Origin of the sequence: Haloarcula laminariae, from assembly GCF_025457605.1 — an archaeon.
GTDB lineage: Archaea > Halobacteriota > Halobacteria > Halobacteriales > Haloarculaceae > Haloarcula > Haloarcula laminariae.
The window spans coordinates 1,388,266-1,414,817 of sequence record NZ_JAMZFY010000001.1 but is presented as its reverse complement, the minus strand read 5'-3'; the positions used below and the strand labels follow the sequence as shown (position 1 = coordinate 1,414,817).

Annotated in this window: 19 protein-coding genes and 1 pseudogene; 8 read left to right on the top strand and 12 right to left on the bottom strand. The window is 58.5% G+C overall.

Annotated elements, in window-relative coordinates; all coding sequences use genetic code 11:
• Positions 1-725: 725 nt before the first annotated feature.
• Positions 726-1,622 (top strand): mannonate dehydratase, encoded by an 897-nt coding sequence (locus NJQ98_RS07270; RefSeq protein ID WP_431357499.1) that lies wholly within the window; start codon positions 726-728, stop codon positions 1,620-1,622.
• Positions 1,623-1,839: 217 nt separating this feature from the next.
• Here the strand turns inward: NJQ98_RS07270 and NJQ98_RS07265 are convergent, their stop codons facing one another.
• The 7 genes from NJQ98_RS07265 to uxaC form a co-directional block, all read right to left on the bottom strand.
• Positions 1,840-3,036 carry an ABC transporter ATP-binding protein gene (locus NJQ98_RS07265; protein ID WP_262177443.1) on the bottom strand — a complete coding sequence of 399 codons (1,197 nt, stop codon included), beginning with the start codon at positions 3,034-3,036 and terminating at the stop codon, positions 1,840-1,842.
• A 2-nt stretch (positions 3,037-3,038) separates the two neighbouring features.
• Positions 3,039-3,953, bottom strand: coding sequence for a carbohydrate ABC transporter permease (locus NJQ98_RS07260; RefSeq protein WP_262177441.1), 915 nt, complete (start codon positions 3,951-3,953; stop codon positions 3,039-3,041).
• A 3-nt stretch (positions 3,954-3,956) separates the two neighbouring features.
• Entirely contained in the window at positions 3,957-4,931 is a 975-nt protein-coding gene (locus NJQ98_RS07255; RefSeq protein ID WP_262177440.1) for a carbohydrate ABC transporter permease, read from the bottom strand.
• A gap of 15 nt (positions 4,932-4,946) precedes the next feature.
• Positions 4,947-6,221 carry an extracellular solute-binding protein gene (locus NJQ98_RS07250; RefSeq protein WP_262177439.1) on the bottom strand — a complete coding sequence of 425 codons (1,275 nt, stop codon included), beginning with the start codon at positions 6,219-6,221 and terminating at the stop codon, positions 4,947-4,949.
• Positions 6,222-6,717: 496 nt separating this feature from the next.
• On the bottom strand, positions 6,718-8,208 hold the full coding sequence (locus NJQ98_RS07245) for a family 4 glycosyl hydrolase (RefSeq protein WP_262177438.1): 1,491 nt from the start codon (positions 8,206-8,208) through the stop codon (positions 6,718-6,720).
• Between the two features lie 187 nt (positions 8,209-8,395).
• Positions 8,396-9,181 carry an SDR family NAD(P)-dependent oxidoreductase gene (locus NJQ98_RS07240; RefSeq protein WP_262177436.1) on the bottom strand — a complete coding sequence of 262 codons (786 nt, stop codon included), beginning with the start codon at positions 9,179-9,181 and terminating at the stop codon, positions 8,396-8,398.
• A gap of 122 nt (positions 9,182-9,303) precedes the next feature.
• A complete protein-coding gene (gene uxaC / locus NJQ98_RS07235) occupies positions 9,304-10,668 on the bottom strand; it encodes a glucuronate isomerase (RefSeq protein WP_262177435.1) in 1,365 nt (454 codons plus the stop codon).
• Between the two features lie 783 nt (positions 10,669-11,451).
• On the opposite strand from uxaC, the gene NJQ98_RS07230 reads away from it, so the two are divergent.
• The 5 genes from NJQ98_RS07230 to NJQ98_RS07210 all read left to right on the top strand — a co-directional run bounded on the left by NJQ98_RS07230 (position 11,452) and on the right by NJQ98_RS07210 (position 16,840).
• Positions 11,452-12,216, top strand: a complete 765-nt coding sequence (locus NJQ98_RS07230; RefSeq protein ID WP_262177433.1) for an IclR family transcriptional regulator — start codon at positions 11,452-11,454, stop codon at positions 12,214-12,216.
• Positions 12,217-12,300: 84 nt separating this feature from the next.
• Positions 12,301-13,752, top strand: coding sequence for a 2,5-dioxovalerate dehydrogenase (gene xacF, locus NJQ98_RS07225; protein WP_262177432.1), 1,452 nt, complete (start codon positions 12,301-12,303; stop codon positions 13,750-13,752).
• A 78-nt stretch (positions 13,753-13,830) separates the two neighbouring features.
• Positions 13,831-14,769, top strand: a complete 939-nt coding sequence (locus NJQ98_RS07220) for a dihydrodipicolinate synthase family protein (protein ID WP_262177430.1) — start codon at positions 13,831-13,833, stop codon at positions 14,767-14,769.
• Positions 14,770-14,820: 51 nt separating this feature from the next.
• The gene (locus NJQ98_RS07215; RefSeq protein WP_262177429.1) at positions 14,821-15,894 is read left to right on the top strand and encodes a mannonate dehydratase; all 1,074 of its coding nucleotides are present in this window, start codon (positions 14,821-14,823) and stop codon (positions 15,892-15,894) included.
• An 85-nt stretch (positions 15,895-15,979) separates the two neighbouring features.
• A complete protein-coding gene (locus tag NJQ98_RS07210; protein ID WP_262177428.1) occupies positions 15,980-16,840 on the top strand; it encodes an NAD-dependent epimerase/dehydratase family protein in 861 nt (286 codons plus the stop codon).
• A 181-nt stretch (positions 16,841-17,021) separates the two neighbouring features.
• On the opposite strand, the pseudogene NJQ98_RS19140 reads toward NJQ98_RS07210, so the two are convergent.
• Positions 17,022-17,660, bottom strand: a pseudogene (locus NJQ98_RS19140) (transposase domain-containing protein).
• A 667-nt stretch (positions 17,661-18,327) separates the two neighbouring features.
• Between NJQ98_RS19140 and NJQ98_RS07205 the strand changes: the two are divergent.
• Positions 18,328-19,344, top strand: a complete 1,017-nt coding sequence (locus tag NJQ98_RS07205) for an outer membrane protein assembly factor BamB family protein (protein WP_262177426.1) — start codon at positions 18,328-18,330, stop codon at positions 19,342-19,344.
• Positions 19,345-19,535: 191 nt separating this feature from the next.
• Here the strand turns inward: NJQ98_RS07205 and NJQ98_RS07200 are convergent, their stop codons facing one another.
• From NJQ98_RS07200 to NJQ98_RS07185, 4 genes are all read right to left on the bottom strand, one after another.
• The gene (locus tag NJQ98_RS07200) at positions 19,536-22,583 is read right to left on the bottom strand and encodes a hybrid sensor histidine kinase/response regulator (protein ID WP_262177425.1); all 3,048 of its coding nucleotides are present in this window, start codon (positions 22,581-22,583) and stop codon (positions 19,536-19,538) included.
• Between the two features lie 142 nt (positions 22,584-22,725).
• Positions 22,726-22,851, bottom strand: coding sequence for a hypothetical protein (locus NJQ98_RS07195; RefSeq protein ID WP_262177423.1), 126 nt, complete (start codon positions 22,849-22,851; stop codon positions 22,726-22,728).
• A 344-nt stretch (positions 22,852-23,195) separates the two neighbouring features.
• Positions 23,196-23,471 (bottom strand): winged helix-turn-helix domain-containing protein, encoded by a 276-nt coding sequence (locus tag NJQ98_RS07190; RefSeq protein WP_262177422.1) that lies wholly within the window; start codon positions 23,469-23,471, stop codon positions 23,196-23,198.
• 1,001 nt (positions 23,472-24,472) lie between these two features.
• Positions 24,473-25,948 carry a methyl-accepting chemotaxis protein gene (locus NJQ98_RS07185; RefSeq protein WP_348533554.1) on the bottom strand — a complete coding sequence of 492 codons (1,476 nt, stop codon included), beginning with the start codon at positions 25,946-25,948 and terminating at the stop codon, positions 24,473-24,475.
• Between the two features lie 173 nt (positions 25,949-26,121).
• Between NJQ98_RS07185 and NJQ98_RS07180 the strand changes: the two genes are divergently transcribed.
• Complete coding sequence (locus tag NJQ98_RS07180) at positions 26,122-26,532, top strand: cupin domain-containing protein (RefSeq protein WP_262177421.1); 411 nt, start codon at positions 26,122-26,124, stop codon at positions 26,530-26,532.
• The last annotated feature ends 20 nt before the right edge of the window (positions 26,533-26,552 follow it).

The following is a 26,552-nucleotide window of genomic DNA, read 5'->3' as shown; positions in this document are numbered from 1 at the left end:
TAGTAATATATAAAAATGATGTTTCTGTCACGACTATCTGGATGTCGAAAATCGGAGATGAGCTTGGTACGCATCGGGACGATAATCGTCAACTGGAACTTGAAGGGACTGGTCACGAAGGAGCAATCCTGTAGCTCGCCCGCGTAAAACTCGAATATGGGCTGTCTTCGGTGGTATTTCCGGGTATCAACTGTGTCCCAGTCAATCGCCGGTGGGAGACGAGAGTGTGATTCACATCAGTGATTAGCGGTACTGGCTGTATGCTGCCGTCGCCCCTGACACGGACGAATTTCTCCATATCCGCCTCTTTACCGCGTTTGCAACGGGTTAACCGAAACATCTCTCCGAGAGGTCCGCGAGAAACGCGATGTCGACAACGCCGCGTTTCTCGTTGATGATGCTGACTGGCTCAATATAGGTCTGCACCGTCACGGACTCGGTTTCAGAGACGAGCCCCCCTGGAAATCGGAATATGGCCGAAAGTATCTTGCAGTGAGTATATTGTCGAACATCCACGATTTCGAACTGTTTCAGCCACGTCGAATCAGAAACAGCTGGAACATGGTTGCAAACATTTGCTGTCTAACACGATGGTGCTAACTAAGCACTACCTGCCTTCTGATACGAAAAGTTATATTATAGCGTAGAACGTCCCCAGAGGTATGGTTCGACCGTCTTTAGTGCTACCTCCGCAACCGGACGAGCGGTGGGAGTTCGCGAAGCAGATGGGCGTTACAGAAGCAGTCATTCATCCGCTGGAAATCGGCGACGACAAAACGAACTGGACGTACGACGAACTCAGACAGTTGCAAAACTGGCTGGAGGCGGATGGACTCCAGTTCTCCGTACTCGAGGGAAGTGTCCCACTTACCGACCGGATTCGCCTCGGGCTTGAAGGCCGAGACGACGATATCGAGGATTTCAAGACGTTCATCCGGAACTGTGGTGACCTGGGAATACCTGTGGTCTGCTACGACTGGATGGCCGGCGTGCGCTGGGCTCGCACGGGGGCGCACATCGAGTCCCGCGGTGGGTCGCTTGTCACCGGGTTCGACAACGCGAAGATACAGGGTGGGCCGCCGGTCGAGGCCGCCGAGAAGAGCCACGAAGAAATCTTCGACGCGCTGGCGTACTTCCTCGAGGAGGTCGTGCCGGTCGCCGAAGAGTCCGGCGTGAAACTGGGTCTCCATCCGGACGACCCACCGCGCGAGACGGTTCGCGGGGTGCCCCGGATCGCAAACAGCGTCGAGAACTACGACCGAATCCTCGACGTAGTCGACAGCGAACACAACGGGGTGACGTTCTGTCAGGGTAACTTCGCCGCGATGGGCGCGGACATTCCGGAGACGATTGAACACTTCGGAGACCGAATCAACTTCATCCATTTCCGCGATATCGAGGGTGACGAAGACGAATTCGTCGAGACGTGGCACGACGATGGCCCGACGGACATGCACGCGGCTATGGCAGCTTACGAAGAGTTTGTCGACGACGACGTGCCGATGCGACCGGACCACGTCCCGACGATGGCAGACGAGGACAACTCCAACCCCGGGTACCACACTAAAGGACGGTTGTTCGCGATAGGCTACATGCGCGGTCTCCTCGATTCGGTCGAGTGACGGTTCTCACTCGGGCAGTACTGCCTGCGAACAACGTTCGTGACCGGGTCCCTCGGTTGTCCAAAACCAGTCTGAGGTTCGATGCCCCGCTACAGTCTGGTTTACAGCGGCAGTCGACAGATACAGTCCCAGCTGGGAGCAGTTCGCGCTGCCAGTTTCGGAGAAAGGCCAGCAGTTGGCCGGCTCAATTCAGCCGGGCGGGGGTATCCGGCCTCCGTCAGTCGCTGTTGCCAGCGTGTGACACGCTTTTTTCGCCGTTACTGGCGGGAGACGTAATCCCGTGACTGATTGCTTCCCCCGTCTTGTCGTCGAACAGGTGGACCTTCCGGCGGTCGAGCACGACCTCGACAGCCTGGTCTTCGGCCAGGTCCGAGTCGGCATCGACGCTTATCAGTAGCTGGTCGTCGGTTGCGCCCTCCTGTGACATGGACGTCTCGCCGTCGTCCAGAAGCAGGTAGACGAATATCTCATCGCCCATCGGCTCCAGTACGTCCGAGCGAGTCATGATGGTACCGCTCGGGTGGGTCAGTTCGTCGGCCTCGCCGACCGGGTAGACGTCTTCGGGCCTGATACCGATCGTCACGTCGTCGCCTATGCCGATGCCCTCGACTGTCGTGGGGTCGAACTCGACCGAGAAGTTCTCCGTCTCGATCTCGTTTTGTCCGACCGTCCCGCGGATGATGTTCATCGAGGGTGAGCCGATGAAACCGGCCACGAAGAGGTTGGCCGGCTCGTTGTAGCAGGTCAGCGGCGGGTCGATCTGCTGGAGTTTCCCATCGTTGAGGACGGCGATGCGGTCGGCCATCGTCATCGCTTCCTCCTGGTCGTGAGTCACGTAGATGATCGTGGTATCCAGGTTCTTATGGAGACGCTGGAGTTCGGTCCGCATGTGGACCTTGAGCTTCGCGTCGAGGTTCGCCAGCGGCTCGTCCATCAGGAAGACCTCGGGCTCGCGGACGATTGAGCGAGCGATGGCGACGCGCTGGCGTTGCCCCCCGGACATCTCCTCGGGCATCCGGTCGAGCATCCCCTCGAGCTGGACGGTCTCGGCCGCTTTCTCGACCCGGCGGTCGATTTCGTCCTTCGGGTAGTCCCTCAGGCGCAGGCCGAAGCTGATGTTGTCGTAGACGTCCATGTGCGGGAACAGCGCGATGTTCTGGAACACCATCGCGATGCCGCGGTCCTTCGGTGGGAGATTCGTCACCTCGCGGTCACCGATGTAGATCTCACCCTCCGTCGGTATCGTGAGGCCGGCGACCGTCTCCATCGTCGTCGATTTGCCACACCCCGAGGGGCCGACGAGACAGATAAACTCCCCGTCCTCGATGTCGAGGTTCATATCGTCGACTGCCGTGACTACGTTGCCATGGTCGTCGTACCGTTTCGTGACGTGGTCTAGTTTGAGTCTTGCCATTGTTATTCTTTGAGTGCTCCAGAGGTTAATCCGCTAACGATTCGTTCCTGTGCAAAGATAACGAGGATGACGATCGGAATCGTCGCGACGAGACTCGCAGCGGCCATCTCGCCGTAGTTGACCTGGAAGCGTTCCTGGAACCGAAGCATCCCCCAGACCAGCGGTGCGCCGTTCGACACTTCGCCGTCGTTCATCAGGAACGAGAAGAAGAACTCGTTGTACACCGTGATGAACGTGAGGACGCCCGCCGTCGCAACACCGGGCGCTGACAGCGGCATAATGACCCGGAAGAGCGCGCCGAGGCGAGTGGTCCCCTCGATGCGTGCAGCGTCTTCCAGACCGTCGGGAATCTGGCCGTAGAACGTGGTCAAGATGAAGATTGCGAGCGGCATCGTGATGCCCAGTAACGGGATGACGATTCCTATGTGGGTGTTGAACAGGTCGGGTGAGCTAATCCCGAACACGCTGATGTTCCCGGTCAGTAGCCGGAACAGCGGGAGCAGGTACGCGGCGGCCGGGAAGTAGCTAATCGCGAGGACGGCGAGCATGAGCGGTCGACGGAACCGGAACTCCATGCGGCCGAAGACGTATCCCGCGAGACTGGCAAACAGCAGTACCAGTGCCGTGGTAACCGACGCGATGATGAGGCTGTTCAGGACGTACCAGTGGAACGGGGTCGTTTGGAAGATGTCGATGAAGACACCGATGTTGAACCCGCGTGGCAGGAACCAGATGTTAGACATATTATCCGGAGACGTCAGTGCGATTACGAACAGCCAGTAGATGGGGAACAGCGAGATGAGCAGGAACGCCGCGAGGCTGATGTAGAACAGGTACCGGTAGACGAGTTTCGGGTTGCGCATGCTGTAGTTCGCCCACTTTGCCACGAGTCCGTCGTCTGATTTTGCTTGTGACATCGGTTACACTTCCCTGTATTTTATCAGGTAGATCGACACGACTGTGCCGATGATTGATGCGGTGATGAACGCGATTGTTGCGGCGTCCGCGTAGGCGCCACCGTCGAATGACCGAACGACCATACAGCTCAACGATGGCACGACAGCACAACTGGTAACCGCCTCAATCTGGCCGTAGATACGCATCGCGCCGATCGTTCGGAACAGTAGCGCGATCAGTAGCGACGGCACCACCAGCGGGAAGGTCACGAGCTTGAACTGCTGCCACGGCGTTGCGCCTGCCACCTCAGCGACGCTGTACAGCGACCGGTCGATGCTCTGTAGACCGGCCAGCACGATGAGCGCAACGAACGCGGACTGCTTCCAGATGTCCGCGATGATGACGACGAGGAGCGCCGTTGGGCCATCTGACAGTGCGTTCCGTGAGAGATGCGGGAGCCACTCCGTCAGTTCGGTTGCGAACCCGAGGCCCGGGGTGAACATGATGTAGAATATCATTCCCTGGATGACGATAGGGAAGGCCCACGGGATGATGAAGGCCGCTCGTATCCACCGCCGTCCGCGGAATTTCTGGTCGAGAACCAGCGCCATTCCGAACCCCAGAAAGGCCTCTACGACGACGCTGACGAACGTGAAGACGAACGTCACGATGAGGCCGCTCTGGAGCGGGTTCTGAAGCGAGAAGAACGGGTTCGGTAGTACGGCGTCCCGCTCCCCAGTGAGTATGTTGACGTAATTCTCAAAGCCAACGAAGTCGCCGTAGAAACCGACCAGCGAATTACTGTGCAGGGATATCTCGAACGTGTTGATGAGCGGCCAAACTGCGAGCGCGCCCACGGTAATCAGCGTCGGCAGTAACAGGAGATATGCATAGTAGGTGTCGCTTAGATTCGCTATCCACTTTACAACGGCCTGATGGACACCCTTTATGCGACCTCTTTCCGAAGCCGGTTTCGTCACGGCAGTGTCCTGAGACATTATTTGACTCGGAGTTTACGCGTATTCCTGCTCGATGGATTCGAGTTCGCTCGAACAGTCCTGCATAGCCGTTTCGGGCGTCTTTTCCTGTCGGTAGACAGCGTTGACGTTCTGCGAGATGGACTCCCACTCCTGGAGCCACACCCGTGAGGCGGGACGCGGGATGACGTTCTCGGCTGATTTGATGAACGTGTCGACGTACGGACCGAACGAGGTCTCCTTGACGACGTTCGAGTCAAGGACGGACGGTTTGGGCGGGACGTCCCCGTTCTGCTCGAACTGCGTGACGTAGAACTCGTCCGAGACAGCAGCTCTGATCACTTCCTTGGCGTTTTCGATGTTGTCCGAGAACTTGTTCACCGCGTACGACCAGCCACCGAGAGCGGAGTTACCCGCGATACCGGTCTTATCGTATTGCGTCCCGGCGTTCTCAGCATACGGAAGGACCATGTACCCGAGTTTGTCCGTCCCGTGTGCGTCGACCGCATCCGAGAGGAAACCGCTCCCCCAGTTACGGTGCATCACTGCGTTCCCGTCCAGGAAGGGATTGAGTGACCCCTGGTACTGCCATCCGGCGATATCGCTCGGAGTGATGTTCTCCGCGAACCCGCTGTCCTGAATCGCCTGGTCGTCGTCGGCCCCGTAAATGAACCGTCGCATCATCTTCAGCGACTGGATTACGGGTTCTTCGGTGACGGTGATGGGGCGGTCCCCCACGGGCCCGTAGAGGTTCTCACGACCACCGAAATAGGCGCCTCCCCAGCTCGTCATCTGCTCGTTAAACGGACAGCACGCGAGGGTCTGCGAAACGTTCCCTTGGGTGGTAAACCCGTGCTGGGCGCCCTGTTGTTCTTGGATGTCCTTGGTCACCTGAGACATCTCTTTCCACGTGAGTCCCTCAGTCTGCCAGTTGTTTTCGGCGGGCGAGTAGCCGGCTTCCTCGGCCCAGTCCTTCCGGTACATCATGCCCGCGATGTCGAAGTACCGCGGAACGCCGAACTGGTCGCCGGTCTCGAAGTCCTGCAGCGCCCGAACGACGGGGTTGAAGAACTCGTTCTCGATCTGGTCTACGAGGTCTGGCATCTCCTCGGACAGGTTGAGGAGGTAATCCCGCGCGATAAACGGGGCTGCCCAGCCGGTGTCGATGTCGATGATGTCCGGATCGGACCGCTCCGAACTGAGCCACCGCTGGTACTGGCTCCGGGTGCGGTCGAACGGGACTTCGATGAACTCGATATCGATATCGTCCGACAGCCCGTTGTTGTGTAGCGTCTCTTTGTACGCGTCCACTCGTTCCTGTGGAACTTCACCGGAGACAGAGAGGGCCCATTTCACGGTGCCACTATCTCCGCCCTGATTACCCAAAATGCCGTTACATCCCGCGAGTCCGACTGCACCAGCGGCCCCGACGGCCCCAACGAAGCGACGGCGCGAGACGGAACTTGAACTCTCTGTCTGCTGATGTGGCTTACGCTCTGACATCACAGGCAATCAATTGTTGACATAGTATAAAAGATTATTGATTTATTATGTCATGGATAGAGCTATTACTCGCTTTCGGGTTATGTGGCGGCGGAACCACGGCCAGTCGGTCAGTTCCAACGGGTTTGTCAGTAGATGATTGCAACATACGTCTATGTACGCCGCGGAAAGTCGTTGAACACGACGGCTCGTTTTACTACCCTCCGTTGGAATCTCGGCCGGACTGAACCGTCTGGCGGCGGTGAACGGGTACAGGGAACGACGGTACCCTAGCGGCCTTTCCCCCGTCGTTCCTGATGACTTGCTATTCGAGCTCGAACTTGTCCGATTCGGCCAGCGTCTCCGAGTCGGCGAGCTGCCAGTCGTCGAGCAGCGGTTGGAGCGCGTTACACATCTCGGCGAAGAGGTCCGCAGCCGTCTCGGTCTGGAGCGTCTTGACCTGCGGGTCGTTCAGGAAGCCCTGGAACGCGTAGTCGACGTCGTAACCGTCGAACGCGGCCTCGATTATCGTCTCCTGATTGTCGATCTGTTGGGTGACCTGGGTGCGGACCGGTCGGGGCAGCGTCCCACTGACTATCGGCCGGACGTTGTTCTGTGTCACTACCGCGTTCGTCTCGACGACCGCGTCTTCGGGCACGTCTCGCATCTGCCCCTCGTTGGGGAGGTTGACGTGCGTTCGCATGTCCGAAAGCCCGGACAGCGCCTCCATGAGGTCAGTAATGACTTCGCCGGTCTCCGAGAGGTCAAACTCCTTGTCCCCGTCCATGAACTGGCGGACCGTGTCAGCCTCGTCGTCCCAGCGATCCAGGCGATAGGAGCTCGGCGTTCTGAGGACGCCCCATCGGTTCAGGGCTTCCGGCATGTCCCCCTGGAGGAACCACGTCGCAAACTCGACGAGGTGGCGGTCGCCCGCTGCAGGCAACACGCCGAACCGCTTGAACAGCTCGTAGGTGACCTGATTGTTGTCCTGGAACCCGGGGTGCATCGAGTGGTCAGCGTCCTCGAGCTCGGCCCGCGAGTACTCACGGACGGCCCCCGATTCTTCGAGATACCGCTCAACGACCGGCAACAGTTCGTGACCGTTCCAGCGGGCTTCATCCACCCAGGTGAAGTGGTTGACGCCCTTGACGTTGACCTCGATATCGTCGCGTGACGGTTTCGGAACGTCGAACTGGTCCGAGACGATATCGGCGAGGAGCTCCTGTGCGTGGAACACCTCGTGACAGAGCCCGAGCGCGTTGATGTCCGGATATTCCTCGTAGAGAGTGCGCGTGACGTAGGTGACCGGATTCGTGTAGTTCAGGACCCACGCGTCGGGACAGTGTTCGCGAATCGACGCGGCGATGTCGCGATAGACCGGAATCGTTCGCATCGCTCGCATGATCCCGCCGGGGCCACTCGTGATCGCGACTGCCTGGTCGATCCCGTACTCCGGCGGGATTTCCAGGTCGTATTTCATCGACTCGGTCGGCGGGTACTGGGTCGAGAGAATGACAAAGTCGGCGTCCGTGAGCGCTTCCTCCCGGGATTCGACAGCGCGATACGTCCAGTCGCTGACGGCGTCCTCACGGTCCTGTACCCAGTTGCCGAACTCCTCGTTTCGCTGTGCGCTCTCGTAATCAGTGTCGTACAGTACGACTTCCCCCGAGAGGGTCTCGTCGAGAGCGAGTTCCTTGGCCAAGTTCCGGGCCCACAGTCGGCTCCCACCGCCGATGTATCCGATCTTCACGTTGTCCGGGTCGACGGGTGCGTCACTCGTTAACTGTCGTTCCTGCTGTGCTGATGTATCGCTCATACCGAGTCAACCGTTACTCAAAGCGGCAGCGACTAAAGTTTTTGCATAGACTAACCCACGCTTCAGGGCTCCTCGCCCGTGATTTCACCTGCCGTCCCGGGACTGCAATCGACGGGAAGCGGCGATGCGATGCTACACGGAAACGGCGACGCCAATCGAGTCCGGTATCCGGGTTCGATGGAAGTGGTTACGCCCGCCCCTCGTGATACCGCCAAGCGTCGGAGGTCCACCCGCCGTCGGCGTGCAGTACTTCTCCCGTAACGAACGTGTTGTCCCGTGCGAGGAACGAAGCACAGTTCGCCATCTCCTCTACCGTGCCGTACCGGGCCATCGGCGTCCGGCGTTTGATATCCGTATCGGTGTACCCCGCAGAGTCCTGGGTCTCGTCCGTGATATCCGTGTAGATAAACCCTGGTGCGAGCGCGTTCACCGAGATGTCGTGTTCGGCCCACTCGACGGCGAGCGTTCGTGTGAGATTGATGACCCCCCCCTTTGCCGAACAATACGGTGAGCGGAGTGCGAACCCCATCCCGCCCATCATTGAGGCGACGTTCACGATAGCCCCGCCCCCGCTGTCAATCATCTCCTTTGCCGCGAGTTGCGAGCAGATGAACGTCCCGGTGAGGTCGACGTCGATCACCCGACGCCACGTCTCGATGTCGAATTCCTCTGCGGGGCTGGTCTCGACGATTCCGGCGTTGTTCACCAGAACATCCAGTGACCCGAACTCCTCGACGGTCGCTTCGACCATCGCGGCCACGTCGTCGTAATCTGAGACGTCCGCTTGGACGGCGACTGCGTCTCCGCCGTCGGCCTCGATCTCCGCCACGACCTCCTCGGCTCGGTCGGCGGCGCTCCGGTAGTTGACTACGACCGACGCGCCTTCGTCGGCTAGCTTCCGTGCGATTCCACGTCCGATACCGCGGGAGGAACCGGTGACTATTGCAGTCGCATCTTTGAAAGGCTGACTCATACAGCCAAGCGTTGTCCGAGCTACTATTTTTATTTTTCCTTGTGTGCACATTGCCGAGTTACTCCGTCTACACGGAACGCAAAATCGCTTGTCTGGTCAGCTGGTCAGTTAAATCGGGACTGCTAAAACCCGTAGAGGGATTTCGGACGGTCGTACGACAGATGCTCCACCAGCGATGTGGCGTGTTCCATCGGCATCTGGCCCCGCTCGACCATCGAGCCGAGCGTGTTCGCGAGGGTTCGCCTGAACATCTCGAACCGGGAGCCAAACGACATGAGCTTTCGCGAGTCACTGACCATGCCGGCGTGATTAGCCAGTAGGTCTACGCTCCCGACGTACCGGAACTGCTCCTCCATCCCGTGTGGGCTGTCGTTGAACCACCACGCTGGGCCGACGCTGACGTTCGGGAACGCCCGCGTGATTGTGGCAATCGAGGGATAATGTGTCGGGTCCACCGTGTAGAGGACGATTTCCATCTCGTCGTCGAACCGGTTCAGGAAGTACTCGAGGGTCCCCGTCAGTTCGATTGTCTGTGTCGAGACGTCACCGCCGGCATCGGCACCGACGGTCTCTGCGAGCGAGTCACGGTAATCCCGGACGGGACCGATATGGAACTGGGTGACCCAGTTCTTCTCGGCGTTGAGCTTCCCGATCTCTTCTACGAGAAACGCCTGAAGGTCCCGGCGTTCCGTCTGTGACAGGTTGTGCCCGTCGAGTGCGCGCTCGTAGACTGTTCGCGCTCGTCGTCTACTCACCGGCCGGGTAACCGGTTCGGTCACGCTGAGGTCACTCGCTCGACAGCCGTGCTCGTGGAAGTACTCGTGTGTCTCTGCCAGGGCGTCTAAGAACCCGGAGAGCGACGACGTGTCCGTCCCCGTCACCTCCGTGAGCTCTTCGACGAACGAGCCCCAGGACGCGTCTTCGACGTGAATAGCCCTGTCGATGCGCCACGTTGGGCGTGTATCGATGTCCGGGACTTCCGTCTCAGCCCGTTCGTGGTACTCAAGCGTCGAGGTCGGGTCGTCGGTCGTACACAGCACTTCGACGTTCATCTCCGCAAGGAGTTGCTGGGGCCGCATCGACCGACGTGTGAGCTGTTCTTTCGTCTCTGTCCAGATTTCCTCGGCGGTGGAAGACGAGACCGGTTTCTCGATACCGAACTGTCGACGGAGATCGAGGTGAACCCACTCGTAGACGGGGTTGCCCGCGATTTCGGGGAATATCTCGGCCAGCGCGAGCCACTTCTCCTTGTTCGGTGCGTCGCCGGTAATCTTCCGCTCGGGGACGCCCCGCTTGCGCATCATTGACCAGACATAGTGGTCCGTGGCGCCCTCGACCTCCCAGATATCCGTCCACCCATCGTTGGCCACAATCTCCGCCAGGTCGGCGTGGCTGTGTGGGTCCACGATCGGGAGCTCACGGATACCATCGTAAAGTTCCACAGCGGTATCTGACTCGAGGAGGTAGCTATCGTCGGCGAAGGCCATACACCTCACTGAACGCTTCTATCGTAAAAATATATGGGGAGCCGCTACCGACACAGCCGTTCTCGATGAACGAATCGCGCTCTAGAAGGTGTTTCTGCCGTGTATTCGGGTAGTATCTGCCACCTGCTTAGGCTTGAAGACGCTCGGACTACTGTTCGGGGACTATTATTCCGCAGCCAGGTCACAGATATTGCTCCACGAACGTATCTCGATTCGCCATGAGTAAATCGGACTCGCTCACGTTCGTATCCACACCACTAGCAGCGGTAATTAGTCGCGTGTGGCGGTGGTATTACATATGTACTACTGTAATTATATTCGCAGAGAGCTCCGAACAGTCGACGAAGCAATAACATGAGTACGCATGTAAATTTCTCGCTGTGTAACCAATCGATTAGCTACCTATTTTTCTATTCCGGCCGTTATTTGGAGATACAGAGCCGCTATCGCAGACGCTACCATGATTTGAGCATATCGAACAAGCGGAAATCGGATGATTACTTCCACGGTGCTACTGACGACCTCTCTCCGAGTTACTACTGGCTAAATTTTCCGCAACGTAGATTGAATCCTGATACCTACAGGTATCTCGATGTGATGCAGCCAGAAGCGCGTCGATTCACTATCGATATCGTAGGTTCCGTCCCGAAAACCGAGAGCGCGTAGGCGACGAAAGCGTGTAAAGAGAGTACAAGCGGTTATATCCAGGGGTCTGAGAGCCCGTATCCTGGCTTTTTCTATGAGAGAACAAGGCATAAGTACGGCGGGGCCACAAATTGATGTATGACAACGAACACACCCCGAAAAATTGGGGCGGTTCAGAAGACCTGCCGGATACTCGAAATTCTAAGTACCAAGGGCGAGGCGGGCATCACCGATATCGCCGAAGAGATGGACTTCTCGAAAAGTGCCGTACACGGCCACCTCGCGACGCTCGAAGACGAGGGGTTCGTCGTGAAAGACGGACATCAGTACCACCTGAGTCTCCGGTTCGTCGACATCGCTGAATCAGTGAAAGGACGCATTGCGAAACGCGAGATCGTCCGTGAGCAGGTCAGAAAGCTCGCCGAGCAGTCCGGCGAGGTCGTCCACTTTGGTTCCGAAGAGAACGGCCAGGTCGTCTACCTTGCAAAATCGAAGGGTGCCGACGCCGTCGAGACCGCATCCCGTGTCGGGAAGCGGATGCCGATGCACTCGACATCGCTGGGGAAGGCGATTCTGGCCCAACTTCCGGCGGAACGGGTCGAAACGATTCTCGAACAGCACGAGCTCACTCAGCGGACCGAGCACACGATTACGGACCGTGATGCGCTGTTAGACGAACTCGAAACGACTCGTGAACAGGGGTACTCTATCGACGACGAGGAGAATATCCCCGGAGTCCGCTGTGTTGGGATGTCGGTCACCGATCCGGAAGCCGGTGTTTTCGGCGCCCTCAGTATTTCCGGGCCGTCCCAGCGGATGACAAACGAGCGAATCGAGAGCGAACTCGCTGAAACCGTCGCGCAAGCGGCGAACGTCATCGAGGTGAACTCGATGTATTCGTAGGCTGTCTCCGCTCCCGGGGCGGAATTCATCAACTGGAGTGTTTCACCAAAGCATTTGTGTCCCGGTGTGTGAGAGACGTACACTATGTCGAGCCCCTACGAGATGTACGTAGGCGGAGAGTGGGTCACCGCCGACACAGCATCGACTATCGATATTGTCAATCCAGCTAATGCCGACGAGGTCGTCGCACGATATCAAGACGCGTCCGCGTCCGACGCAGAGAGGGCCATCGAGGCAGCGGCAGCCGCCCGGGACAGGTGGGCCACCGTTTCCGGTCCCGAACGTGGAAGGATTCTGAAACGCACTGGGGAGATTCTCGACAGTAGAACGGACGAAGCGGTCGGAAATCTCGTCCGGGAAGAGGGCAAGACGCGGTCAGAAGCCACCGGCGAGGTGCAGCGAGCGGTCGACATCTTCAGCTACTACGCACAGAAAGCCAGAGATCTGGGTGGTGTTCGTAAATCATCGAGCGGACAGTCCACATCGCTGTCGACGAGACGGGAGCCGCTCGGGACCGTCGCTCTGATTACCCCGTGGAACTACCCGATAGCGATCCCAGCCTGGAAGCTCGCACCGGCACTCGCTGCCGGGAACACAGTGGTCGTCAAACCCGCCTCTCAGGCGCCCGGACCGACGCGAATCCTTTTCGAATGCCTCGCAGAGGCAGGGCTCCCGGACGGCGTTGCGAACATGGTCACGGGCGCTGGCAGCGAAGTCGGGACACCGCTCGTGGAACACAGTGCCATTGCTGGCGTTTCGTTCACCGGAAGCACGTCTGTCGGGACGGATATCGCCAGGACCGCTGCACGGGAACGGAAACGAATCCAGGCCGAGATGGGTGGGAAAAACCCCACTGTCGTGATGCCGAGCGCCGATCTGGACCGAGCAGTCGAAATCGTCGGTAGCGGGGCGTTCGGAACGACCGGACAGTCCTGTACCGCGACCTCGCGGGCAATCGTCCACGAGGACCTGTACGACGAATTCGTCGAGCAGATAGCCCAACACGCCGAGTCCCTCACCGTCGGGCCCGGCCTCGACGACCCCGATATGGGGCCACACGTCTCCGCAAACGAACTGGAGTCGACGCTACAATACGTCAACATCGGGACGGAGGAAGGAGCGACGTTAGTGACTGGCGGGTCCAGACTGGCAGAGGGGGATTTAGCTGACGGGTTCTTCGTTGCACCGACTGTCTTCGCTGACGTGAACTCCGGCATGCGAATCGCTCAAGAGGAGATTTTCGGCCCGGTACTGTCGGTCATCAAAGCGAGCAGCTTCGACGACGCGGTCACATTGGCCAACGACGTCGAGTACGGGCTCTCCGCGAGCATCGTCACTGACAGCCACTCCGAGGCCGAGAGATTCCTCGACCGCGTCGAATCCGGAGTGGCGAAAGTCAACGAGAAGACGACCGGTCTCGAATTACATGCGCCCTTCGGCGGCTACAAGAATTCCTCGACCAACACGTATCGCGAGCAGGGTGACGCCGGCCTCGACTTCTTCACTTCTACGAAGACCGTCTATCGCAGCTACTAAGCCCGTCACTCATGTTCCGGGACCGAAGATACAGCGTGTTGGTTAGACTTATATAATTATAGAAGTAAGAACTTATTAATGCCATTAGGGGAGAACGCCGTCAAACAGCGGTTGCGAGACGTCGCCGTCGGTCTTTTGACACCCTTTGATCACAACGGAGAGATAGAACACTGGAAGATAGCGGAGAACACCCGAGCCCACTACGAGAAGGGAGTCCAAACGTTCCTGGCCGCCGCAAATATCAGTGAATATCACGCGCTATCCCAATCAGAACGTATCGATGTGGCCGAAACGAGTATCGAGGCGTTGCCGTCTGACGCCTGTGTACTCGCCGGCGTCGGTGGGAGCACCGAATGCGCTCAGGAACTCATTCGGAGTTACGACCGAATCGGTATCGACGCGATGATGATAATGCCGCCCGACCATACGTATCTCCACGAACAGGGCGTCTTAGATTACTATGAACGCCTCGCGTCAGTGACGGACACGCCGATAGTTCCGTACGTCCGTGGTTTCGATCCGTCGGTTGAGTTCTTGACCAAGCTGTCATATCTCGATAGTGTCGCGGGTATCAAGTACGCGCTCGAAGACCCGGTCAAACTCGGCACCGCATCGCGTAGGGGGGCGAGCGATGTCGTCTGGGTCAACGGGCTCGCGGAACCGTACGCAGTCGCTTACTGGCCAGAGGGTATCGAGGGCTTCTCGGCGGGAGTGAGCAACTTCCGCCCCGAGGTCGGACTGGCACTACACGAGGCACTTTCGAACGAGAACTGGAGCAGAGCGCGTGAGCTCAGAGACATCTGTCTCCCCTACCAGCAATTCAGGGACAAACCCGGACAGGACAGCACAATCGCCGGTGGTATCAGCATCCCAGCGGTGAAGCAGGGACTCGAGCTCGCGGGTATGCACGGCGGTGCGGTCCGTGAGCCGATACGGCCGCTAACCGAGACGGAAGTACAGCACGCAACGGAACTCTACAACCAGCTCGACGACGAAATCAGCCGGTTGGTCGAGTGACCGCTACGTCGAACGCAAACACATAAGACTCTGACCAAAGCACTGAGACACATGAGCGAACACACAACGAGGAATTCGGACACGCTTCCGTTGCGAACGGGGTTGCGGACCAGAACCATCTCGGACGACCGACTGGCGTTTTGTCGACAGATAGGTGTCGAAGATATCTTCCTCGACCACCGAGACCCCCGCGGCGATGTATTTGCCGACGAGGGAAGTGACTCCGAAGAGACGGTTACGATAGACGAGGGCGTCGTTCCCTCCGTCTCGGACCTCGTGCAAGCCCGCCGGCGGGTCGAAGACGCCGGGCTCCGGCTGATGGGGATACAGTCGCTCAGCTACAATATCTACGGCAAAATTATGCTTGGTAAGGAGGGACAGGACCGACAACTGGAGAGTATCAAACGGCTCATCCGCAACATGGGGGAAGCCGATATCCCGATTCTCGGCTACCAGTGGAACCCACGTGGTGTGGTCCCGATGCGTACGTCTCAGACGGTCCAGCTCCGTGGGGGCGCGCGGGGGCGAGGATTCGATATCGATGACATCGACGAGCCGTACGAACAGGCCGCTGAGGTCGAGACGGAGTACGAGGAAGGGGAACTCTGGGACAACTACGAGCGGTTCCTCGAAGCGGTGGTGCCCGTCGCGGAGGAAGCCGGGGTCGAGCTGGCACTACACCCTGCTGACCCGCCGACAGTCGAGCAGTTGGGCGGGATTCCGCGCCTGTTCCGGAACTTCGAGGCGTTCAAGCGGGCGATGGAGATGGTTCCCAGCGACAACCACGGCCTCAAGCTCTGCCTCGGGTGTTTTTCCGAAATGCCGGACACGGACGTTACAGAGGTAATCGAGTACTTTGGCGAGTCTGGCGACATCATCTTCGTCCATTTCCGCGATGTCATCGGGACCTGGCCGAGTTTCACCGAGACCTTCGTCGACGACGACCGGAGCAACTTCGACGCGCTAGCCGCTATCGAGACGCTCCAGGATGTCGGGTTTGACGGCGTGATGGTTCCCGACCACGTTCCGACAGTTACGGGAGATACAGAGTGGGGCCACCGTTCGCGTGCGCACGCAGTCGCCTACCTGAACGGACTTCTCACGTGCTCTCGTCGCCGCAACTGATACGTACCGGGATGCTGCGAACGCTAGCGCACAGACACCTCGTCATATCAGAAGTTTATTTGCGACCAGAACCGTTAATATCGATATGAATGTCCTCGTTACTGGTGCCTACGGGCAGTGTGGCACCGCGATTATCGATCATCTCGGGGACCAGTCGGAGTACGACTTTACCTACTTGAACCGGTCAGATCGGCCACCAGACCACCGATACGGCCAACATGACACATATGTCGCCGATATCACCGACTACGGGGCGATTCGACCCGCGTTCGACGACATGGACGCGGTCGTCCACCTCGCCGCCTATGCAAATACCGACGGCGATTGGGAGGACGTCTTCGGGCCGAATATTCTCGGAATGTACAACGTGCTTGAGGCGGCACGGGACGCCACAGTCGAATCGTTTGTTTTTGGGTCGACGAATCACGTGCAGGGGATGTACGAGGAAACGCTCAAACCGGAGATCTATCGTCCTGATTTTCCGCTCACGATCGACGCAAACGACCCCGTCAGGCCCGATTCGGTCTACGGAGCGACGAAATCGTTCGGTGAGGACCTCGGCCGGTACTACGTGGAGTCCGACGACTGGCCCCGTCGATTCTACACGCTCAGGATCGGTACAGTGTTGCCACATGGGTACGATAGCCCCTGCGGTCCGGCCGAGAGACGGGTTGCGGCAGGTGACATCACACGGGACAGCCACGAGTACCAGCAGTTAGTCATGCGGACGAAAGCCACGTGGCAGTCACGATGTGATTTCGCACATCTGGTCGGGTGTTGTCTCCGAGATGACGAGGTCAGATACGGCATTTTCTACGGGATTAGCGACAACGACCGACGATGGTTCACTATCCAGAGCGCCCGTGAGCGGGTCGGGTATCGACCGTCGGACAACGCAGAACTACATACCGACCAAAGAAACGACTCCGTGGACGAACAAGGGTAGTCACCTACTTGCAGTCTGTCCTCGTCTTATCACGTTCGCCAGTACCAGCTCTGGGCCATTCCGAGAAGTAGCGCAATCTGTGTGAAATCGCCCCCTGCAGTACCTTACTTGGGCCAGTGTGTAGGTGAATTCTGAGGTGTATCTATCTGAATAGCCATCTACTAATGGGCGAATGTTCACTTCAGCAGATTGGTCGTGCGTAGTGTAGAGTATTGTCCCAGCGAGCAAGATTCTGGAACCAATCTTCAGCTGTGGTCAGTCCGACGTGACTAAAACAGTTCGAAAACAAAGAATTTCGTCGTTCTACCTCTCTAAATATGTGTTTCACAGCGCTCCGGTTTCCGTGGTTTTCTGCCTGAAATCAGAGCCCTGCCCGTTGCAGTACAGCTTGGAGATATTGGTACCATCGACGCGAAACACGGCGGTTTCGACATCGGATTGTTGCCGGAATTCTTTGAGAAGGAATTCAGTAAGAGCGGTTGTAATAGTCGAAGACAGTTGTTAACGGAGAATTTTGTTCGTGGCAGAATCGTAGCCGGTATACAGCCAGTACTGCTGACCAGTGATGCGAATCACACTCTCGTCCAGTGCAATCCGGTTCGGAGCTTCACCGCCAGCTGGCCGTCGATCGCTTTCGGTATCCTATAGTCGACGGGTTTCGAGACCGCTAGATGCCAAACTTATCAAGAGTGGAGATTGTGTTCAGAGGTGATGATACTCCCACATACATCTGAATACCGAGCTTCATAGCTCGCTCAGGTGGCACGCTCCACAGATCCAAATCTCTCCACTCGCGACTATCGCTGAGGCGTCTCTCCAAGGAGAGTGATGGGCGTCCTGCACCAGTTGCGCTGAATACGCGCACAGAAGGCTCGAAATCCCGAGCAGTCGAGGGATAAATGACATTGCCACAGAGTGAAAGTCAAATAGAGGAAAGAAGCGGCTCCGTAGGACTCCTAATCAGCTGACAAAATCCGACCCGGTTGAACTCAATACAGTGGACTCACATACCGAAGCAGTTCACAACCCCACCTGACTCTTGTCAGAAACAGCTTGCAAGATACGAAGCGAATCGTCAGCAACTCACGCTCGAAAGCACCGATCTGCACGGATTCACTGTGGGTGGTCTCTTGGTCCAGTAATTATTTGTCGGACTCTTTGAAAATGTCCACATGGTCGACTTGCCCTCCGCCTCCCGACGCCAAGTGCTTGCGGCCATTGGCGGCGCCGCGACTGGGGTCGGTGGCTATGTTGCGGGTGTTCGCTCCGCCTCTAACGTTCCCGATTGGCTTGCAGGTCGCGACTGTGCTCCATCCACACTCGCCACGAATCCGACGGATTGGCCGTTCGGCCGACACGATAGAGCAAATACGGGCCATGCTCCGGCTCGCGCTGGACCGGACTGGCCACTCGGCCAGACATGGGAACGGGAATGGCCAGTCGGTGATATACACAGGCTGAAGCCGCTCGTCGTCGCTGACGGCGTTGTGGCCGCACTCGTGGTGGCCGCCCCACAGAGCGTTCTTCTCGGAATCTCGAACGACGGCGGTCGAGTGATCTGGCGTCACACCGCTGAGGACGCCGAGTACGGACAGGTGTTCGCTGCGAGTGGAATGGCGTTCGTTGAGGGAAAGATCCCTAATTCATCCGCCCGGTTCGCTGTTCGCTCGCTCGGCGACGGTGCGGCGCTGTGGACTGACTCTCTCTCCTCACATGTCCCGCAAACGCTTGCTGGCGGCCGGTTGCTCACCGTCGACCATTCCCCAAATCGGACACGCGACGACACTCACTTTGCCATCACTGCGCTTGACGCCCGTACTGGCGTCGAATGCTGGCGTGCCGTCCATGGAGGACGGCCCCAAGATATCGCGGTCGCCGACGGCCGACTTATCGTCCCGACGCGCGACCACGGCGTCCTCGCACTTGACCCTGCCTCGGGTGACCGACAGTGGCGCTCAGATGTCGGTGGAGACACAGCCGCCCTCGTCGACGGCTTGATCATTTCGAGGCAATTCCCAGGTGAGCTCAGGGCGTTGTCGCTCGCAGATGGATCGCTCGAATGGAGTGTCCGGAGCGAATACTTCCTGGAAGAGGGAGAGGGCGACGACGGCACACAGTATGCCCGCCCCGGATTCGAGGTTGGCGCCGTTACGTCGGAGGCGGTCATTTACATGCTGGAGGTGTATAGCGACTATCCCCGGCGATTGCAGGCCCGCGATCTCGAAACCGGCGAATTGCTGTGGGATGTCGGACCAGAACCCACGCCAGTCGAGTTCCATGGCTACTCGCGGCCGATCGTGGTCGGTGACGATATCTTGACGATCCGGTACGCTCGGCGTGAGGGGAGCGAGGATCTGCCGGACGCACTCCTGCGGCTCGACGTCGCCACCGGGGCGGAGCGTGACCGGATTACCTTCCCGACCGGCGAGCGCGTCTATCCCCCAGTAGTTGCCGACAACAACCTGCTCGTTCCGACAGAGGAGCGATTGGTCGCCTACACGTAACTCTGAAATCTGAAACTGGCAGGACTGTAGCAGTCGATTTGTACGGAAACTCAGCGGCTGTTTCAGGCGATAATGCATTTGAAAATGCCGTCACCAGAGTCGCCTTTCAGTATATCTGGGCCGAGTGTGAAATCACGCTCTCCCCCTCGAAACCAATCACCCTGTGAGCGGTTCCATGACGCTATCGTCCATCAGGTGCGTTCGATTTCGGTGATTTCGAAGCGTGCCCCACCGGCCTCGCTTTCCGTGAGCGTGATATTCCACCCATGAGCGTCAGCGACCTCCTTGACGATGCTCAGTCCGAAGCCCGTGCCATTATCTTCGGTCGAGTATCCTGCAGCGAACACGGACTCACGTTCGTTCGCCGGAATCCCCCGGCCGTCATCGGCGACGTAGAAGCCGGTATCGAGGTCTCCAACCGTCACTGTGATATCGCCGCCCCCGTGTTCGACGGCATTACGAACGAGGTTCTCTATCAGCTGTTGGAGACGGCTTCGGTCGGCCCGTATCGTCTTGTCGGTCCTAATATCGAGTGTCGCCTCGGCGGTTTCGACGTGTTGCCAGCACGCCCCGCAGACTTCCCTGAGGTTGACATCTTCCAGCTCACTCACTGTGTCCCCCTCGCGAGCTAACGTCAGGATGTCCTCTATCAACGCATCCATCCGGGCGAGCGCACGTTCGATGGCGGCGACGTGTTCGGTTTCGCAGTCCTCCTGTAATAGTTCCAGCCGTCCCTCGGCCACCTGAAGCGGGTTCCGCAGGTCGTGTGAGACGATACTAGCGAACTCCTCTAGGCGTTCGTTCTGACGCGTCAGTTCCGCCTCGCGAGTGCGTATCTCCTCAGTCCGCTTGACCTGTTCGAGTGCCGCTTCGATGTTGCTGGCCAGAATCTCCCCGAGAACGAGGTCCTCGTCATCAAAGGTCGCCGCCGTCGGTGAGGCAGCGATCAGGATACCCTCTTTGCCGAGCGGGAGAACGAGAACGCTCCGTACCGTGGAGTCCGGAGTGGATATGTCGGGATTGTCGCGGACATCCTCGATAACACTCGCTTCCCCTCGTTCGTAGACACGCCACGCGATACTGTCTTCTCCCGTCGGTATCTCGCCGACAAAATCGTGCTCGGCGTCGGCTTGCACGACCGGGACGAGTCCCTCCTGCTCATCGTACAGGTAAATCGTATTCGACGCTAGTCCCAGTACGTCGCCAGCCGCTGTAACGCCTATCTCAGCGACCTCAGTACGCGTCTCCGCAGCCATCAGTTCCGGCGTCGTTTCGTTGAGGGTTGCAAGGCGCGTCTCGCGCGTCTTTCTCGTGGTGATATCGCGATACACCCACAGATTTCCGTCACCGTTCGAGAGTGCGAGCGGGTGGTAACTCCGTGCGTACGTCCGCTCGTCAGCGAGCGCTAGTTCCTCGTTATACACCGGTTCCTGCTTGGCAACCACGTCCTCAATCCGGGAAACGAACGACTCGGGGTCGGCGAACATGCCACTGACATCCGCCGCCAGTTGCGCACAGTCAGTGCCACGAACTTCGTCGGGTGAACCCGGCAGGTCAAACAGGTCGACCATCTGTTCGTTGATAGCGACAACGTCGCGCCCCTCGTCTTCGGCGAGCACGCCGACGGGAAGCGTATCGAATAGCGTCGACAAGAGGGCGTTCGTCTGTTCCAGTTGACGCTTGTACGCTTTCTGCTCTGTAATCTCGCGGTCCGAGATGATGAGCGAGACGACGTCGCCATCGCTATCGCGAACCGGCCTGAAGACCCCTTCGACCGTATATTGCTCACCGTCTGGCTTGACGAGGTCGGCCTCGAACTCCACGTATTCGCCATTTGCCGCCCGCTCGATCCACTCTTTTACCTCCGCTCGGACTCTCGGCGAGTGATTGAACCACGGTGTCTCCCAGAACGGCTTACCCGCCACATCGCTCTCTGTTGCGTCGACGTACGCCATCGCAGTGTCGTTGATTTCGAGCACCGTGCCGTCCGTGTCGATCATGCCGACGAGGATATGCGGGTCGTCAAATATAGCCTGGTACCGCCGTTCCTTCCGCTGCAGTTCTTGCTCACGGTCTTTGTACTCGGTGATTTCACGGGCGATACCGAGTACGTGGCGTGATTCGTCCCCGGAGTCAGTCCTGACAGAGACCGTATCCCGAATCCAACGCACGTCCCCCTTCTCGGGTGTCGTCCGATACTCTATTTGGCCGCTATCTCTCTCGCCGTCGACCAGCTGCTGGTAGAAGTCCTGGAACTGGTCGCGGTCAGCGGGATGGACTGCTTCCACGAGGTGGTCTTCCCACGTCAGTACCTCGTCCGCCGACTGGTCGAAGAACTCGTCATAGGCACCGTGTCGGACGACCTCGTCGGTGTCACAATCGATTTCGAAGATTATCGACTCCGTGTGTTCGAGCGCGATTTGCATCCGCTCGCGGGTACGTTCGAGTGCGCGTTCGCGTGTCTTGCGCTCGGTGACATCCGCGGCGATACCGAGCACAGTGCGGCCGTTGCCGTCGCCAAACTCGTACGGCTGCAATCGCGGCTCGAAGACGTGTGTCTCGCCGTCCGGGTCGGACACTTCGAGCTCCGGAGCCCGCTTGGTCGTCCCGGTTTCAAGCACATCCTGGATATATTGACTGAACTGCGTAGCGGCGGACGGGTTGAGCACGTCCGAGATATTCGACCCTTCGATGTCCTCGATCGTAGAACCGTGAAAGGTCGCGAGCGCTTCGTTCACGAGGAGGTAGTTCCCCTGTTCGTCGAGTATGTAGAGCAGATGGGGGAGCGAATCGACGACCTCTCGCAGCCGTCGCTCGCTTTGCTCGACGTGTTTCTTTGCCCGGTGGTGTTCGACAGCGTTCGTGATACGGTTCGCGAGCACCGCGTACTGGTCGGTACTGCCTTCTTTCTGGAGATAGTCCGTCACGCCGGCCGAGATGGCATCGCTGGCGACTTCCTCTGAACCCTTCCCGGTGAATAGAATGAACGGTAACTCGGGATACTGCTCTCGGATGGACCTGAGGAACTCAATCCCGTTCTGGCCCGGCATATCGTAATCCGACACGACACAGTCGTACTGGGTCTGTTCGAGCCGCTTCTTTCCGGCACTCGCACTCGTGGCTGTTTCGACAGCGAACTGGTCATCCTCCCGTTCGAGGAAAGTCGCAGTCATATCAGCGAAGTCGGAGTCGTCGTCAACGTGAAGAACCCGAACGGAACCTTGAGATGTGGTATTCATTATAATGGATATGAGTAAGATACCCAATAACGATTGGGACGTGAGTAGGGGTATCTTTCCACTAAAGTCAGAACGTACGATAGATAATATTCCGTCGAACAATCCCCCAATTAGACGAGTACGTTACGGGGCGATGGACGGTTCAGAGTTCACCGACGAGCCGCGCCTGGGTCAGAATCAGCTCCTCGTGTTCGGCGACCCACTCCTCGTCCCGAAACTCGGCCATCTCGTCGAGAATCGCTTGTTCCTCTGGAGTTCGTCGGCTCATAGCGGACACGACGTGCCGCACGAACTTACCTTCGACGGGTTTAGTTCCCAGGAGTCGACGGAAGAACCCGACGTTGCTAGCCTCGTGGAAGCGTGAGGGCGTAACGGATTGGCCCATCGCACCGTTCACGAGACGTTCGATATCGCCAGCACCCGAATCTCCCCGCTCGTCGTCACCAACCATACTGATTACCAGTAATAATCTGACAGAGATAGTTAAATCACGGGGAGGCCGCCTGCACTTCTGCAGTGGCTCATCGACCGGACGGATGCACAGAGACGTAGCGAAGGCGGAAATCGGAGCGGCCTACAATGTTTCGCTACTGTAGCTGCAAGCCGCTCAGGTCAGGCCATGTTTTGGGCGTGAATCGTCTCCATTACAGCCGTCCCTTGCTCAGTTGCCCCATACACGCGCCCCTTGCGCCGCTCCTCGGAGACCAATAGCGTGACCAGCTCCGCTTCCTGGAGTTCCTGGAGCGCCCGTGAGACGTGTGCGATACTCAGGTCGGTGTCGGTTGCGATGAGCGATGGCGTCGCCGGACCGGTTTGCAAGCGCTCGAGGGTTGCCACGCGGTACTGGGAGCTGATGACGTAACTCACGTCGTCCCACTCGTCGCTCATGTGTAACCACCCGTGTCGACACGACGATTTCGGGACGTGGATGCTGAGAGCATGTAGTGAACTGAGACGGTCACCGTGGTTTAGTATACGGCCGCCAAATCGCATAGGCCGTCCATAGTTTCCAGTAACGTTCGCTTACAGACGGCTCTGTTGAAATTATCTGCCGGTGATGCTCCCAGGTAGCTCTATTGAAACCCCACCGGTTGCTGGTTTTGTTGGACGGGCTCGGTCATGGGCGAGAGGATAGCCGACAAGAGACCAACCCGGTTCCACGGACTGATGGCCGTTCTCCACCGAAACGCTTCCACAGAAGCCGCGAGAGAAGCGACCCACCAAGGAACCCTCCGACAACCAGACACCCGGAGGGCCCCGTCTCGACGAGGTCGGTGACAGTTCGGGAGGGGGTTCTCGCCGGGGTTGAGTTCCATCACGAGCTTAGAGTATCGTACCAGCGAGCGAAAGTCGGAAACGACGTTCAGCTGTGTTCGGTTAGACAGATTCGAAATGGTTTGCTAGTCTATATTTCTATATTTATGTCTCAAGACATACATTCGAGAACGTTCCGATTTCTGTCTGAAATCGGAGCCCTGCCCGTCGAAGTGTAGCCTGGAGACATTTCGCATAATATGCGAGAGAAAGCGTAATTATAATCGGCTTATTTGCTATTTTTGAGTGTTTCTCGGCAATAGGGCTGTAGATATTATGAAAAACTCAGATAAAATTGCTACTCGGCTCCTTTCACAGCACCGTACCGTCAGAGCTGCCATCCGTCGCTTGGAATCCTCGTACGACAGCCGCTTCCGGATTCGTATTTTTGTCGCCGACTGGCTGTAAGTCGACCTTCGGAGCCCAACTGTGGACGGCGCTTCGAGAGAGAATAGATATCGATAATATCAGAGTCACAGATAGTTTTTGAACTGGATAAGTTTTCGATATGCACCTGTCTGTAGCCAGTTTTGCGGCCCCTCTGCCGGCCGATTTCACTGGAGACGTGCTGTTCGTTACTCGTCGAGAGTGGCGGATATCCGCTCTATGGAGTCGGACTGTTCCTCCATCGCTTGGTGAATCTCGGCGACGCCGTCTTTCGTTTCCCCGATAGCCGTCACCACTTCGTTGAGTAACTCGCTGGACGTGTGCGCTGACGCACGACCGTCGGCGACGTAGCCGGTCGACGCACGGATGCTCTCGGTCGTCTGCGCCGTCTGTTGCTCGACGCGCTGAATGAGCGACTCGATTTCGTCGGTCGCCTCCTGGGTTCGCTCGGCCAGGGCTTTGACCTCATCGGCGACGACGGCAAAGCCCGCGCCCGCTTCGCCGGCCCTCGCAGCTTCGATATTGGCGTTGAGCGCGAGGATGTTGGTCTGGTCCGCGATTTCGTGGATGAGATTGACTATCTCGTCGATTTCGGTGACGACTTCGTTGAGCTGTTCGATGTCGGCGGCGGCCGCCTCGACCTGTGACTCGATTTCGTCGACCTCGTCTGCGACGGAATCGATAGCGTCGTCGCCCTCGTTGGCCTTCTCGACGGCCTCGGCCGCGAGCGTCTCGACGGTGTTGGTCGTCGTGGTCACCTCTTCGATGCTTGCGGTCATTTCCTGGATGAACCCGGTCAACTGTTCGTTGTGCTCCTGGAGTTCGCGCTGGGACTCGATACGGGTCAGCGCTTCCGAGCCGAGTTGCCCGAGCAGTTCCGCGGCCTCCAAGTCGCCGTCGTCGAAGGCGCTGATTGCCGTGTCGCCCGCACTCAGCACCCCTTGGTCACCGATGGGGACGTAGAGCCCGGACATCAGCTCTCCCCTGTCACGGCCGTCCTGTGTGGCCTCGTGATCCTGCTGTAATTCGGATTCGCCCGTCCGGAACGTCCGTGCCGCGGGGGTCGCCTCGTCGACGGGATAGTCCGGCCGCTCGCCGGCTTTGGAGACACACTCCTCCGTGGAGATGGTCGTGCGAAGCATCCCCTCCTCCTCGTCGAGCAGTCGGATGGTCGTGTTTACGTATCCGAGAATGTTCTTCGACGCGTCGGCCATTATCTGGGCGACGGTCTCCGGCGACTCGGCGCCCATGAGTTGCTGGCTCGCATCGCGGAGCACCTCGACGCGCTGACGGAGCATGGACAGCTCGGTGCTGTCCTGTGCGATGCCCCGGACGGCGACGATGTCACCCTCCTCGCGGACGGGTGCGCCGTGCAGGCGAAGCGTGGCCTGCTGGTCGTCGGCCAGCCGTATCTCCCGGGTGAACGGTTCGCCGGCGTTCGCCGCGCGCTCGATATCCTCCCGGAGTAGCGACAGTGTTTCGCTGTCGAACTGCCCGAGAACGTCCGAGAGCGGCCCCGTCTGCCCCGTTTCGGGCCCGTGTATGCGGTTCGCCTCGGCGCTCCACCGAAATGTCCCCGAGGGGGGAGTGTACTCCCACGTGCCGATTTCGGCGTCGTCCGGTCGCTCCGGAGTCTGCGCTCTGTCTGACTCGATACTGGACACACGTGTCCATTTCACACACCGATACAAAAGTCCTCATCCACCAATCTCACAGATGATATTCGCTCGTCGGAATTCGGGCTCGGTGGGCGGTGTCACGTGTGGCTCGGCCGCTGGCGTCGGCTGTCGAACCGACCACAATATTTAATATCCGTTCCTGTTCGATATCATACGCTATGCCGACAAGCGACTACTTTGTCCAGCCAGACGACGTCGAGACGATCCAGCTAGACTGGGGGACGCTGAAGTGGATGAACGCGCCCGATGTCACGGGGTGCGAGGAGTTCAGCTCCGGAGTCGTGTTGCTCAAACCCGGCAAGGGCCACGAGCGCCACACCCATCCGGACAGCGACGAGATACTCTACATCCTCGGCGGGGAGGGCGAACAGACAATCGGGGACGAGACGCGCACGGTCAGTGCGGGCGAGATGGTCTACATCCCCAAAGGCGTCGAACACAGTACCATGAACACGTCCTGGGAGCCGCTTCGGTTCCTGGCGGTGTACAGCCCGCCCGGGCCGGAAGCCGAGATACGGGAGGTCGACGGAGCGGAGATTTTCCCGCCGGGCGAGGTTCCGAGCGAGTAAGCCGACTGACTGTTTCGACC